Raw genomic sequence first — 12,374 nt, 5'->3', positions numbered from 1 at the left:
CTGCCATATAAAGCAGAGCCAGGGCCACGTATAAATTCAACTTTATCAATAACTTCTACAGGTATATAAGGCATATAAACTGACGCTTTGCCAAATGATGACTCATTTAAACGTTCACCATTGATCATCACTAAGATATTGCCGCTATCAAGGTAAACACCTCTTGCGTGATCTTTTGGTACAGCGCCTACCCAATCACCACGAGTAGATTGCATACCAGGAACAAAATTCATCAATTCAAACGCATTATTCACCCCAAGTAAGGCTATTTTTTTGCGATTAAAAACAGTGATAGTTGAGGGGGCAGAAGCGAGAGTTTCTAAGGTTTTTGAGGCAATATCGACATGAACGTCAAGCAAATCTTCAAAGCTAAGCGCAAATAAATCATCAGCGTCGCTCGCCAGTAAGGGGGCTGTGTTAACACATAAAAAAAGACATGCTGTTAGCTTTAAAATCATTACGCCGCTTTACACCTATATTTTTCATTGGAGTTAGCACATCATAAGTAACGTGCTATTTACAATATTAATACAAATACGCGACGGCGTGAGAGTTTTTCTCTATTAATTTATAAATTTAGGCTACAGCTGAAATCTGCTTAGCTTTTAGGTATTTATATAAACCAATTAATGAGGCTGCGATCCAAAATATTTCAATCACAAAACTTGCTAAATTAAAGTTATAACAAAGACTTATAAGCAACAAAATAGCGCCAGATAAATTCATCATGTTATATAAAAGCCCTGTTGGCGTGGCTTTACCCAGTTGTAGCATAAAAAACGCGCCAACCACTAAAAACGTACCTGTCATACCAACAATATCAAATAAAAGTGCAATCACGGGTGTCCCCTATCCTTTTTAATCATACCCAACAAACTGGCCCATTCCATGGGGAGGGTTGTTTTCAATCATTGAAACAGCAAACCGGGTAAGTTTAGCAGCCTCGCCAAAAGCGCACAGGATAAATGTCCGCTTTAGCGAGTTCATTTAAACGTAACTTTGCCGCCGATCATTTTATACGCGGGTGCGCCTCGGATAATTGCTTCTCGAGCAAAAGGGCGTGAGCAGTTGGGGCATACGCAAGGAATTGTGGTGAAATCTTGACTGATCCGTTCGATAAAACATTTAACCAATGCCCCTTTGCCGCCTTTACGATATTTGAATAGGGGAGCTTTACATTGACTACAAAAAATATCGACTGTTTTGGTGGGGCCTTTTTTATTCGGTTTCGCCATTATTTTGTAACTTTTACTAAAAACACGCGAATAGATTAACAGCTTATGGCCAAAGTCCAAAGATTAAGCCCATTAAAGTAAACTGTAAAATATGGTAACCGCTATTGATTAAAAACAGCTTTAGTGGTCGTTGTTCATAAATATAGCTCATTCCTAAGGCACTGCTTACCCAACATAGTCCAACCGCAAAGCCAACGCCTACCGCAACCCCTAAATGTGGATGTGGTCCTAAAAACAGTGATAAGCCAAAAGCGATAAATAAAGATAAAACAAAACCGCCACCAAATACCCATTTTGGATTTGTTGCTTTTAAATCCAGCTCCGTTAATCCACAGCCTTCTAACCAGGCTCGTTGAAACAACCAAGGTGAATACCAAACGCCTCCTAACATAAAAGAAGACATGGCAGCTAATAATACGGCTACAAAATCAAGTTGTGATAAATCCATAATGACTACTTATGCTGATGCAAAAAATACAATGATATTTTTACTGTAGTTAATGAACGCCATTGCAGCAACTATCTAAGCTGCAAAACTATCTATGATGCGTGGCTGGTGCCCAAATATAAATGCATTAAAGTAACCTGATCTTCATTTAAGGTGACTACAGGCGACTGTATTACTTAGTTTACCGGGTAAAACTTATTGCCTAAAAGGCAACAATTAACTTGCTAGGCATTACTAAACCGGAAACCGTGATCCGCAATAACGCTCACTATTGCGCTAGGATTTACTGCTGAACTGGTTTTTTTTGTAGCTTGCGCTGTAAAGTCCGCCGATGCATATTAAGTTGCCGAGCAGTTGCTGAAATATTGCCTTGATTGGTATGCAGCACTTGCTGAATATGTTCCCACTCAAGACGCTCTGGCGACATAGTTACAATATCATCTGCAATTAACTCAGTAGTTGGCTCGCATGTGCCTGTTAAGGCTCGTAATAACGTGAGCATATCAACGGGTTTTGTTAAATAATCATTTGCACCTAGGCGCATAGCCTCTACCGCTGTGGCAATACTGGCATAGCCTGTTAATAATACAATATGTGCGTCTGTTAGTAAGGCTCTCAGTGGTGCGATAAGAGCTAAACCGTTATCGTCAGCTAATTTCATATCTAACAGAATATGTGTCGGTGCGAAGTTTTTAGCTACACCGATAGCCTCGGCTTTATTATGTGCCAGCTGACATGCGAAACCGTGTTTGGTTAAGCGCCGCGCTAACGTATTGGCAAGATTAATATCATCTTCAATAATTAATAGCTTCATACAGGCTCAACTTGTGGCTCATCAATGGTTAATTGTACTTTGGCAACCGCGCCACCTTGTGGGTGATTAAATAATGTTAAAGAGCCTTGTAAACGCTCAAATGTTACATTTGAAAGCATAACTGCTAGCCCCATCCCCGTTTCACTAGGCATTAACTGACCCCCTAACTCTGCCAATTGTGCTGCGCTAAATCCTTTACCAAAATCACGTATAACTAAACTCACTGTTTTAGGGTTATCTAGAGTCTGTTGCCAGTTCAATTCCAGTGTTTGTTGCTGTGCCTGTTGATTGGCAAAAGCAGCATTTTGCAACAAGTTTAATATCGCTGGCAGTAACATAGCATCATTAGTAACCGAGCTAGCAGGCGCTGCATTTAGCCAATTAAGCTGTTGATCGGGATACTGTAATAGCATTGTATCGCTAATTTGTTGAGCTAATGCGTTTAACGATACAGTCGCTGCAACCGTTTGTGTGCGTAGTTCAGATGACAGGGTACGAAACTGTTTTAACTGCTGTGCGCATTGCAACAAGGGCTGCTGCATGTCTTTCACAATCTCATTATCGGGCTGTTCTTCAAGAAGCTCTTCATACAATAATTGTAAATTGGCGATTGGGCTGGCTAATTGATGAGTAATTTGTGCCGCAGCACCATCAAGCGTGACTAACTGCTCTGCTCGTAATTGTTTTTCTCGCACAGTTGCAATTGTGCGCTCTCGCGAATGCAGTGCACGGTTCATAGTGCCGATAACGAATGCTATAACGCTAGCACTGATCACAAAGTTAACCCACATACCCACAAAGTGACTGGTCATTTGCATATGATGCATGCTGTGCTGAGGCATTTTAAATAGCAGCACGCTATAGGCGGTGATCGCTAATACAGCAATATAAGCTAAGCCGCGAGCACTGACACTCACCGCAGCAATCATTATTGGTAACAACAGTAACGACACAAATGCATTGGTCGCACCACCACTCAAAGACAGCAATACCGATAAAAAAAGCACATCGGCCGTAAGCTGCATTAACATCCCAAGTTCTTTCGCTTTACTGACATTACGATAAGCAATCACGCTTAAAATTTGGAATACGGCTTCAAGGGAGATCACTACCAGTAGAGGCAATAAAGGGATTTGGTGCTCAAGTAAAAAATAGACTGCTACAACGGCCAATAGTTGAATTGCAATTGCACCACTGCGTAACATCAGTAAACGGCTAATCGCAGGATCAGTGCGCATTAAAAACGCCATACATAATTACCTAACAAAAAAATACCTAATAAAAAATGCCTAATTCAAGAAGGTTAACCTAATCATCAGCCATAGAGATACTAAACACAGCACACGGCGTTCCTTGATGAAACACCATTTTCCACTGGCCTTCGGTTAATCGCCACAGCGACATCCGTAACGAATAGTTAAACTCAGCGCGCGCAGAGCGCCGATATGCCGCTTGATAACTTAGTTGGGCAATATCATCACTAAGCATTCGGCCTTTAAAATGCTGATTGTAAAACTGCGGCACGACTTCGGTAGGTAACCGCGTTAATACTTGATATTTATTAAATACAGTACCATTAGCGGCAATTTCAATAAAATCATCATCGAGCAAAGCATCCAATGCCTGCTCAGATTGACGGATCTCAGGATCTAATAATTGGCGCTCAGCGTCAATCAAATGATTAAACAATGATGCCTTGATTTTGCTGCCCATACTGTATCCTAAAATTGGTGTTTATATATTTGCCCTGCTTTCATCACAAATTGTACATTTTGCAATGTCGTTATATCATCAAGAGGAGAGCCATTAACGCTGATGATATCTGCTTGTTTACCAACACTCAACTGCCCTAGTCGGTCTTGTTGGCCGAGTAACTTAGCGGCATTAACTGTTGCTGACATAATAGCCTGTTTTTCAGTCATGCCATATTTAACTAACCATAAAAACTCATCAGCATTATTACCATGGCGTGATACGCCAGAATCTGTACCAAAAGCAATATTAACATTGTTTTTTAATGCCAGTTTAAATGAAGCTGCAACATTTGGTACAACGGTGCGTACTTTATCAGCAATAGCTGTTGGCATATTTGGGTTACTGAGAACTTCTTGACTGACCGTTTGGCCTGCCAATAACGTGGGCACTAAATAAGCGTTGTATTGCTTAAATAACTTTACAGTCTCTTTGTCTAGGTAAGAGCCATGTTCAATTGAATCAACACCTGCACGTAATGCCGCTTTGATCCCTGATGTACCATGAGCATGGGCTGTTACGCTGCGCCCTAAGTTATGTGCAGTATCAACAATCGCCATCAACTCTTGATCTGTGAACTGCTGATTGACACCCGCTGCGGTATTACTTAACACCCCACCCGTTGCGGTAATTTTAATTACATCAGCACCTGATTTAATTACTTCACGAACCGCGCGGCGACAATCATCAGCACCATCACACACCCCTAACCCTCCACTTATCACATCACTAATATCTTTACGGTAACCGTGCAGATCAGCATGCCCGCCTGTTGGGGTAATTGTATCTCCTGCAGCAAAAATACGTGGCCCTTGAATATCTCCACGCTCAACGGCACGCTGTAGTGGAAAGATCACTTTATAGCTACTACCTAAATCACGCACGGAGGTAAAACCCGCAGCAAGAGTGCGCTGCAAATATTTAACTGAGCGCAGCGCATAATCAGCCTCATATTCTGTTAGCCAGCGATGTGGATTAGCACTTGCGTCACGCTCAAAAGTAACATGTACGTGCATATCAATTAATCCAGGCATAACAAATTGATTTTTTAAATCAATGATCTTTGCATCGGGCAATGCTAGATCGGTAACACTCATATAGCCTTTTTCGATGCGCGTGATGATAGCGTCTTCTATAACAATAGTGCGTTGCTTTTCTAGTGTTTGTTCAGCACCTGCTAACATTGATCCTGCGTAAATAACCTGAGTTTGTGTTGCAAAACCCGCCGCAGAGCATACCGTCGTACCCAATGCAGCCAAGATAGTAATTAATTTTTGTTTCATGTTTACCTCATTTTTCTACTACCATTAGCCTAAATTACGTTTAATTACCACTATTTACGACGTAAGCTAAGTTATAAACTAGTCTTAGAACTGGATTTTTGGTATAAATCAAACATAGATGACACATGTCTGACCACTTAAAGAGAGCACACTATGACCTACGCACACATAACGGGTTGGGGTAAATGTATCCCACCAGCGCGTATTAGCAACGATGAAATTAGCCAATTAGTTGATACCAATGATGAATGGATCACATCCCGCACTGGTATAAAAGCCCGTAGAGTAAGCCACGTTAGTACTGCAGAGCTTGCCACTGTAGCAGCTAAACATGCAATAGCCTGTGCTGGCATTGATGCTAAAGACATTGACTTAGTGTTATTAGCAACATGTACGCCCTCTACTATGGTGGCAAACACAGCTTCGTTAGTACAAAAAAACATTGGTGCAGTTGGCGCTGCCGCTATGGACACCAATGCAGCTTGCTCTGGTTTTTTATATGCAATACAAGCAGCGACTGCACAAATTCAAGCCGGTATGATCAAAAAAGCTGTAGTAATTGCTGCTGAACGTATGACCTGGTATGTAAACTGGGATCGCCGTGATAGTGCGGTGTTATTTGGTGATGGCGCCGGTGCCGTAGTACTTGAAGCAGCAGACACGCCAGCGGGTTTACTCGCGACAAAAACAGGCTGTGATAGCGAAGACCGTGATATCTTGCATATCACTAACTTTGGTAGTGACTTAAATAAATATGTGCCTATTGGGCCATCTGATTTATTATTTGAAGGTCGCGAAATCTTTAAGCGCGCAGTAAAGGGCATGAGTGAAGCCTGTGACGATGTGCTCACACAAGCAAATTTGAGCCTTGATGATATCGATGTACTTGTGCCACACCAAGCAAATTTACGTATCATTCAAGCCATTCAACATCGCTTAAAAGTGCCAGATGAAAAAGTAATGGTTAACATTGGCGAATACGGCAATACATCGGCAGCAACTATTGCAATCGCATTATGCGAAGCTGTTGAGCAAGGATTAATTAAACCACATGCTAATATCATGTCTGCAGCATTTGGTGCCGGATTAACTTGGGCTGCTAGCTACATAAAATGGGGCGAACGCGTCACGCCAATCAGCGTTAGCGATGCAGCACTACCACCGTGTGATAAAACCGGTTTAGAGTTAGTGGCCCCCGCAGTAGCAGCTTGCAAAGGCAGTGATCAATAACATACTCAATATGGCGCAGCTATACTGCGCCATTTACCACAGATAGCTAAAAATGATGCAATTGCTAGGAATTCACCACGCTGCAATTATATGCAGCGATTACACCCGCTCAAAACATTTTTATCATCAGATCTTACAGCTGCCGATAATTGCAGAGCATTTTCGCCAACATCGCCACTCATACAAATTAGATTTAGCCTTGCCTGATGGTAGCCAAATAGAGCTATTTTCATTTGATAATGCACCAAAGCGACCTAGTTACCCAGAAGCACAAGGTTTACGACATTTAGCATTTAAAGTGGCCAATATTGAGCAAAGTAAAGTGTATTTGCAAAGCCAAGGTGTGGCAGTAGAAGAGATTCGAACTGATGAATACACAGGTAAACAATTTACCTTTTTTGCAGATCCTGATGGGTTACCGCTTGAGCTTTATGAGGCATAACCTCACAAAGCTCAATAAATTTATTTAAAACGACTTTGTAAGTAGTTAAATACGGCACGAATACCGAGTGCTTCACCACCGACTGGACGACCAGGTAATGAGCGGATATTCCATGCCATTACATCAAAATGTACCCATGGTGTGGTTGGCTCTACAAATTCTTTTAAATAAAGTGCGGCAGTAATTGCGCCGCCGAATGGGGTACTTGCACAGTTAGCCATATCAGCAACATCACTTTTTAATAAACTTTTATATTGCTCAAAAAGCGGTAATTGCCAAACGGGATCGCTTACTGCAATACCGGCGTCAATAATGCCATTGGCAACATCACGCTCAGTTGAGAAAAACCCTGGTAACTCAGTGCCTAACGCAATACGACAAGCACCGGTTAAGGTTGCAAAATCAATGATCAACTCAGGATTGTCATTTTGTGCTTCCGTGAGTGCATCACATAACACTAAACGCCCCTCTGCGTCGGTGTTATCGATTTCGACCATAATCCCTTTACGTGTTTTAATTACATCGCCAGGGCGAAATGCATTGCGCGATACCGCATTCTCAACAGCGGGTACCAACACGCGTAAACGAATTGGTAAATTTGCCGCCATAATTAACTGCGCTAAACCAATTACATGAGCTGCGCCGCCCATGTCTTTTTTCATATTGCGCATACCTGAGCTTGGTTTAAGATCTAAACCACCAGAGTCAAAACAAACACCTTTACCGACTAAGGTGATCAAAGGAGCGTCTGCAGCGCCCCAGTGTAAATCAAGTAAACGCGGTTTATTTTCACTGGCGCGGCCTACCATGTGGATAGTTGGATAGTTTTGTTCTAATAATTCATCCCCTATCCATTCATTGAATTGACCATTGTAAGTGTGTGCTAAATCAGCCATCACTTGTGATAAGTGCTGTGGAATCATGTCTGCGGCAGGCGTATTAACTAGATCTCTAACTAAGTTAATCGCATTTGCTTGGCGTGTAATACGCGCAAACAATGCTTCATCGGCTATTGCTAATTGTGCTTTTACAGCACCTTTGGCTTTATATTCGCTAAATTCATAACCACCAAGTATAAAACCCAGAGCAATCTGTTCTAATTGTTGTTCACACTCTTGAACTTGGTAAATTCCTGCTGGCAGTTTGCTGGCTAATTCACCCGCGAGCCAAAAGTCATCAACGCTATTAACTAAACAATACACCTGACTTAGCGCTCCACTTTGTGGATTGACCACCAAGGCTAAACCTTGTTTTGCAAAATCACAGCTATTTAGCCAGTTTTGTAAAAAAATTGGCTGCTGTGCTTGCCATGTAGCTAAGTCATTTTTAACAATAAAAGATAAAGGAATACCCGTAGAACTATGACGAATTAATGTACTCATTAAATGACTCGTTTAAAATTATATGATGATCAAGCATATCAATAACTCAGCATAAAAGGTATAGCACAAAGACTATCCTTTAAACTGCATGGCATTATTTTTTTACAGGTGGTTTTACGTCTGACTTTGCCGTTTTTTCAGCGTGGTGGTGTTGCAGCTCTTCATCAGCGATCTGCTGGTCAATATCTTTAAGTGATTTATTGATGTTAAATGAACTTGGCAGTACATCAACCCCAACCCATTGACCCAACTTAACAACCAGTGGAATAGTCACAGGTGCAAAAGGTAAAACAGCAAAAACACCTAAACCCAATCCTTTGAGAATATCAACAAACTGGGCATTCGCTTTTTGCAGATCCTCTTTACTCACATCTCCTTGGGTGTAGCGACGATAAATTGTGAGCATTTCTTTGGTTTCTTGCTTTTCCTGCGCCAGTGCAATTTTAAGTGCTACCATAGCGCGCTTGAAACGCAACTGTTGGCGTTTTGTAGTAATTTTTGCCACTCGAATTGGGGCACGATGAATAACTTTATATAGTCGCATAACGCTATTCTCACATAGCCTTAACACTTCACAAAGCATAATTTAATACAATCACCGATTAACAGATCCAGATTATTTCTCAGCTAGTAAAAAAGCCATGATTAAGTATAATCACTGGCCAATAAACGGCCCATATTATTAAACCTATAAGTAATGAATAAAATACCGCAAAACACAGCCGATATAGCAAACCGAGTTGACGACACAAAACCAACCAGACCGGCTGCTGATCAGTGCTGTGGTGGTGGCAGTTGTTGCCCATGTGTTTGGGATGAATACCGAGAAGCGTTAAAAGCTTGGCGACAACAAAATCCTGAACAAACTGATAACCAATAATTACCATTGAACTTTACTGAACAGTTTCCAGTCTAAAAACTTCTATTTACAAAATTATTATTTTTTTTCTGATTTATTTTACAATAAAAATTACATTAAATGCTTAATTTCTAATCCCCGCCTTAAAAATATCATTATTTTTCATGTAGGTAAGTAAATCTCGAATTTCCTCTATAGAAAACATAAAAAAAACCAAACTATTTAACACCTTGCACAATTATTTAACAAGTTGTATAACTTTAATAGACTATTTGGCTTTTTAAAAATCATATAGTTACGAAATTACAATAATTCTAACTGGGGAAATTAGAATGAAATTTAAAAATAATTTATTAAATCATGCCGTTAAACTTGCATTAACAACAACTACCGCAGGCTTATTTATTTCAGGATCTGCCTTAGCAGCAGATGAGCAAGCTGAAGTCACTAAAGTAAATAAAAATGTAGAAAAAATTGCCGTAGTGGGAACTCGCTCTGCACCGCGTTCTATTGGTGATTCACCAGTACCTATCGATATCATCGGTGGTGAAGAACTTGGTAAATCAGGTAATACGGATATGCTCGAGCTATTAAAAGGCGCAATTCCATCATTAAACGTGCATTCGATGCCTATTAGTGACGCAGCATCTTTGGTTCGTCCAGCTAACTTACGTGGCCTACCTTCTGACAGTACATTGATATTACTCAATGGTAAACGTCGTCATCGTGCCTCTGTTATTGCCTTTTTAGGTGGCGGCATAAACGATGGCGCACAAGGCGCAGACATTTCAGTTATTCCAAGTATCGCCCTAAAACAAGTTGAAGTACTTAGAGATGGCGCAGCCGCTCAGTACGGCTCAGATGCGATTGCTGGGGTTATCAACTTTGTACTTAAAGATGCCTCAGAAGGCGGCAGTTTCGAAGTACGCCAAGGTCAGTACTATGAAGGCGACGGTGATACAACACAGATTTCCGGTAACATTGGTCTACCATTTACCGACAATGGCTTCGCAAATTTAAGTTTCCAATACAAAACGGCTGACGCTACTAGCCGCTCAGTACAACGTGCCGATGCTACGGCCCTTATCGCAGCTGGTGTTCCTGACATTGCTCCGATCACACAGGTATGGGGCGCACCAGAAGTTGATGACGATATCTCTATTTTTGGTAATGTCGGCCTTGAGCTGACTAAAAACTCCGAATTTTATATGTTTGGTAACTATTCAGAGCGTGATGTACGCGGTGGTTTTTATTATCGTAATCCTCACACTCGCCCTGGGGCCTATTCAAACGATGGTGGTGAAACATTATTAGTTGGCGATTTAACTGGCGATATGAGTGGTAACTGCCCTACTAACATCATGATTGATGACAACGTATTAGATAATCCAGTTTACATCAACCAAGTAGCTAATAATCCAGACTGTTTTGCCTTCAATGAAATTTTACCTGGTGGTTTTACACCTAATTTTGGCGGTAACATCACAGATACCTCGCTTACGATAGGAACTAAAGGCGAGTTCACTGGTGGTATGTTAGAAGGTGCATACTACGATTTAAGTGGTACGGTCGGCTTTAATGAATCTCGTTACTTTATCTACGACACTATTAATGCGTCATTAGGTCCTGATAGTCCGCGTGATTTTAGCCCAGGTAAATACTCACAATTAGAGAAAAACTTTAATTTTGATTTATCAAAAGGCTTTGATTTTGATCTAGCATACGATGTGAACATAGCCGGTGGCCTTGAATGGCACGAGGAAACATTTACAGTTACCTCTGGTGATGTAGCATCATTTACAGCAGGCCCGCTAACGGATCAAGGTTTTGGTATCGGTTCAAATGGTTTCCCTGGCTTTAAACCATCTGACGCTGGTGAATATACTCGTCGTAACTACGCCGCTTATGTTGATATTGAAGCTCCGTTCACCGAAGAGTTTTTAATGGGGTTAGCACTACGTTATGAAGATTATGATACCTTTGGCTCTACGGTTAATTATAAATTAATGGCTCAATATCACTTAACCGATGATTTAAACGTGCGTGGTTCAATCAGTTCAGGCTTTCGCGCGCCGACTGTTGGCCAAGCCAATGTCAGTAACGTGCAAACAAACCTAAGCAGTGGCGTACTGGTTGACTCCGCTTTACTACCACCGACCAATCCAATTGCAGTACAGTTAGGCGGTACAGAGCTTGAGCCTGAAGAGTCGCAAAGTTATACCTTTGGCGCGGTATACACCATCGGTGAAGTATTCCTAACCATCGATTATTACAATATCCAAGTTGATGACCGTATTAGTCAATCTGAAAAAATCGAGCTGAGCCAAGCTGATAAAGATACGCTTGAAGCCGCTGGTGTGCCAAACGTGCAAAGCTTAGCGCAAGTAAGCTTCTTTACTAATGACTTTGATACAACAACTCAAGGTATAGACTTTGTAGCAAACTATGCCACAGATTTACTCGGCGGTAGCTCAACATTTAGTTTAGCCTACAACTGGAATGAAACTGAGGTTACCCGTTCAACTGATATTACTGGGCCGTTTAAAGTAAGCCGTTTAGAGAATGACTTACCAAACCACCGTGGTACGCTTAGTTGGTCACAACAATGGGAAAGTTTCTCAATGTTTACTCGTGCAAATTATTTTGGTGAATACCAAGGTGTGCATGTAGATTATGACGAAACAGCAAAAACAGCAGATGCGGCAATTACGCTAGACGCTGAAGTAACTTACTTTTTGAATGATTCGATTAGTTTCTCAGTCGGCGCACAAAACCTGCTCGACCAAGAAGCAGAGAAACTTGATTTTACCGTGGCACCTAATAATAACTGGGGTGGTAAATACTATGAAACTTCGCCATATGGTATTAACGGCGGCTTCTATTATGTCAAAGCAACTTATACGTTTTGATCATAATTAAGCGTTGAAAA

14 protein-coding genes are annotated in these 12,374 nt (G+C 41.2%); 4 read left to right on the top strand and 10 right to left on the bottom strand.

The genetic code is table 11. The annotated features are described in order from the left end of the window. From H5232_RS06975 to H5232_RS06940, 8 genes are all read right to left on the bottom strand, one after another. On the bottom strand, positions 1-458 hold a 458-nt coding region (locus H5232_RS06975), incomplete at its 3' end, for a TonB-dependent siderophore receptor (protein ID WP_182830697.1). Positions 459-576: 118 nt separating this feature from the next. Further along, positions 577-840, bottom strand: a complete 264-nt coding sequence (locus tag H5232_RS06970) for a hypothetical protein (protein ID WP_145236163.1) — start codon at positions 838-840, stop codon at positions 577-579. A 143-nt stretch (positions 841-983) separates the two neighbouring features. Continuing rightward, positions 984-1,235, bottom strand: a complete 252-nt coding sequence (locus H5232_RS06965) for a hypothetical protein (protein WP_149980101.1) — start codon at positions 1,233-1,235, stop codon at positions 984-986. A gap of 43 nt (positions 1,236-1,278) precedes the next feature. After that, positions 1,279-1,683, bottom strand: a complete 405-nt coding sequence (locus H5232_RS06960; protein ID WP_145236169.1) for a DUF1761 domain-containing protein — start codon at positions 1,681-1,683, stop codon at positions 1,279-1,281. Between the two features lie 283 nt (positions 1,684-1,966). Continuing rightward, positions 1,967-2,497: a response regulator transcription factor gene (locus H5232_RS06955; protein ID WP_182717831.1), complete on the bottom strand. Its 531-nt coding sequence runs from the start codon at positions 2,495-2,497 to the stop codon at positions 1,967-1,969. Then, positions 2,494-3,735: a sensor histidine kinase gene (locus tag H5232_RS06950; RefSeq protein ID WP_182830700.1), complete on the bottom strand. Its 1,242-nt coding sequence runs from the start codon at positions 3,733-3,735 to the stop codon at positions 2,494-2,496. Before H5232_RS06950 ends, H5232_RS06955 begins: the two co-directional genes overlap by 4 nt. A 70-nt stretch (positions 3,736-3,805) precedes the next feature. Further along, positions 3,806-4,210: a DUF4440 domain-containing protein gene (locus tag H5232_RS06945; protein WP_182739593.1), complete on the bottom strand. Its 405-nt coding sequence runs from the start codon at positions 4,208-4,210 to the stop codon at positions 3,806-3,808. A gap of 8 nt (positions 4,211-4,218) precedes the next feature. Then, the gene (locus H5232_RS06940) at positions 4,219-5,532 is read right to left on the bottom strand and encodes an amidohydrolase family protein (protein ID WP_182785175.1); all 1,314 of its coding nucleotides are present in this window, start codon (positions 5,530-5,532) and stop codon (positions 4,219-4,221) included. 153 nt (positions 5,533-5,685) lie between these two features. Between H5232_RS06940 and H5232_RS06935 the strand changes: the two genes are divergently transcribed. Together H5232_RS06935 and H5232_RS06930 are read left to right on the top strand one after the other, a co-directional pair. Beyond that, positions 5,686-6,762 (top strand): ketoacyl-ACP synthase III, encoded by a 1,077-nt coding sequence (locus H5232_RS06935; RefSeq protein ID WP_145236180.1) that lies wholly within the window; start codon positions 5,686-5,688, stop codon positions 6,760-6,762. A 55-nt stretch (positions 6,763-6,817) separates the two neighbouring features. After that, the gene (locus H5232_RS06930) at positions 6,818-7,204 is read left to right on the top strand and encodes a VOC family protein (protein WP_145236314.1); all 387 of its coding nucleotides are present in this window, start codon (positions 6,818-6,820) and stop codon (positions 7,202-7,204) included. 20 nt (positions 7,205-7,224) lie between these two features. Here the strand turns inward: H5232_RS06930 and H5232_RS06925 are convergent, their stop codons facing one another. Continuing rightward, positions 7,225-8,586 carry a M17 family metallopeptidase gene (locus H5232_RS06925; RefSeq protein ID WP_182830696.1) on the bottom strand — a complete coding sequence of 454 codons (1,362 nt, stop codon included), beginning with the start codon at positions 8,584-8,586 and terminating at the stop codon, positions 7,225-7,227. Between the two features lie 94 nt (positions 8,587-8,680). Then, a complete protein-coding gene (locus H5232_RS06920; protein ID WP_182739591.1) occupies positions 8,681-9,130 on the bottom strand; it encodes a hypothetical protein in 450 nt (149 codons plus the stop codon). A 153-nt stretch (positions 9,131-9,283) separates the two neighbouring features. Here H5232_RS06920 and H5232_RS06915 point away from each other — a divergent pair, with 153 nt between their 5' ends. After that, positions 9,284-9,466 carry an oxidoreductase-like domain-containing protein gene (locus tag H5232_RS06915; RefSeq protein WP_182739590.1) on the top strand — a complete coding sequence of 61 codons (183 nt, stop codon included), beginning with the start codon at positions 9,284-9,286 and terminating at the stop codon, positions 9,464-9,466. A gap of 311 nt (positions 9,467-9,777) precedes the next feature. Further along, positions 9,778-12,354: a TonB-dependent siderophore receptor gene (locus tag H5232_RS06910; RefSeq protein WP_182830695.1), complete on the top strand. Its 2,577-nt coding sequence runs from the start codon at positions 9,778-9,780 to the stop codon at positions 12,352-12,354. The last annotated feature ends 20 nt before the right edge of the window (positions 12,355-12,374 follow it).

The organism is Pseudoalteromonas sp. SG41-5 (genome assembly GCF_014164495.1).
Lineage (GTDB): Bacteria > Pseudomonadota > Gammaproteobacteria > Enterobacterales > Alteromonadaceae > Pseudoalteromonas > Pseudoalteromonas rhizosphaerae.
Note: the sequence above shows the minus strand (reverse complement) of the source record. Positions and strands in the feature narration are given on the sequence as shown.

Bases quoted from the DNA above. Each gene is read 5' to 3' on its own strand.
- H5232_RS06935 (WP_145236180.1), top strand. From the start codon at position 5,686: ATGACCTACGCACACATAACGGGTTGGGGTAAATGTATCCCACCAGCG.
- H5232_RS06925 (WP_182830696.1), bottom strand. From the start codon at position 8,586: ATGAGTACATTAATTCGTCATAGTTCTACGGGTATTCCTTTATCTTTT.
- H5232_RS06955 (WP_182717831.1), bottom strand. From the start codon at position 2,497: ATGAAGCTATTAATTATTGAAGATGATATTAATCTTGCCAATACGTTA.
- H5232_RS06965 (WP_149980101.1), bottom strand. From the start codon at position 1,235: ATGGCGAAACCGAATAAAAAAGGCCCCACCAAAACAGTCGATATTTTT.
- H5232_RS06910 (WP_182830695.1), top strand. From the start codon at position 9,778: ATGAAATTTAAAAATAATTTATTAAATCATGCCGTTAAACTTGCATTA.
- H5232_RS06960 (WP_145236169.1), bottom strand. From the start codon at position 1,683: ATGGATTTATCACAACTTGATTTTGTAGCCGTATTATTAGCTGCCATG.
- H5232_RS06950 (WP_182830700.1), bottom strand. From the start codon at position 3,735: ATGCGCACTGATCCTGCGATTAGCCGTTTACTGATGTTACGCAGTGGT.
- H5232_RS06920 (WP_182739591.1), bottom strand. From the start codon at position 9,130: ATGCGACTATATAAAGTTATTCATCGTGCCCCAATTCGAGTGGCAAAA.
- H5232_RS06930 (WP_145236314.1), top strand. From the start codon at position 6,818: ATGCAATTGCTAGGAATTCACCACGCTGCAATTATATGCAGCGATTAC.
- H5232_RS06915 (WP_182739590.1), top strand. From the start codon at position 9,284: ATGAATAAAATACCGCAAAACACAGCCGATATAGCAAACCGAGTTGAC.
- H5232_RS06945 (WP_182739593.1), bottom strand. From the start codon at position 4,210: ATGGGCAGCAAAATCAAGGCATCATTGTTTAATCATTTGATTGACGCT.
- H5232_RS06940 (WP_182785175.1), bottom strand. From the start codon at position 5,532: ATGAAACAAAAATTAATTACTATCTTGGCTGCATTGGGTACGACGGTA.